Consider the following 600-nt stretch of genomic DNA (forward strand, 5'->3'; position numbering starts at 1 on the left):
CCTTCCGCGCAGCGCCGGGGGCGTCCATAACGACTTGCGGGCGACTCTTGAGGCGGGATGGAGGGAGGCCCTTCCGGAGCGGCCTCCCGAGGATTTGCCAGCTGCTCTTCCGGCCGCCGTCACACCCGTCCCCCGGGCGGTTGTTGCCGAGATTCGCCGCGATTTCAAAGCTCCGGCGAGCTTCATTCCCTTTCCGCCCCGAAGCTTTCGCGGCTTCGCGGGTCCCGGGAGGGCGTTCCCCCGGCGGGAAGAGGAACCTGTGGATCTGCCCGCAGGCTTCGGATGCACACCAATTCTCATGAGTCTGTCACCTTACCATCTCCCTCCGCCGTCTTCCGTCGCCGAAGCCCGCTCTACCGCCCCGGTGCTCCAATACCAGGGAAACCGCCCGGAGATGGTCTGCCACGACAATGTGCTGCAAAGGGTCTGTTCCGTCCGCTTTGGGGCGAATGACATTCATTCGGCCAACAGGCACCTTATGCGCCGCTTCCACCCTTAGTCCTTCCATAACCGCCTTGGACTGCGCCGCCGGAGGCGACGACAACAGCCCGCTGCCGAGTATATTCAGCGCCTTGCGGCTCAGCGCGTGCGGAACCGCCG

The 600-nt window shown here is 65.2% G+C and carries 1 protein-coding gene and 1 pseudogene; both read right to left on the reverse strand.

Translation table 11 applies throughout. From position 1 onward, the window contains the following. Window positions 1-300, reverse strand: a 300-nt coding sequence (locus L692_RS28860) for a hypothetical protein (RefSeq protein ID WP_036723746.1), incomplete at its 3' end; no start/stop codon positions are given. A 7-nt stretch (window positions 301-307) separates the two neighbouring features. Continuing rightward, window positions 308-600, reverse strand: a pseudogene (locus L692_RS32770) (glycosyl transferase); the annotation flags it as partial.

Origin of the sequence: Paenibacillus forsythiae T98 (assembly GCF_000520735.1) — a bacterium.
Classification (GTDB): domain Bacteria; phylum Bacillota; class Bacilli; order Paenibacillales; family Paenibacillaceae; genus Paenibacillus_AQ; species Paenibacillus_AQ forsythiae.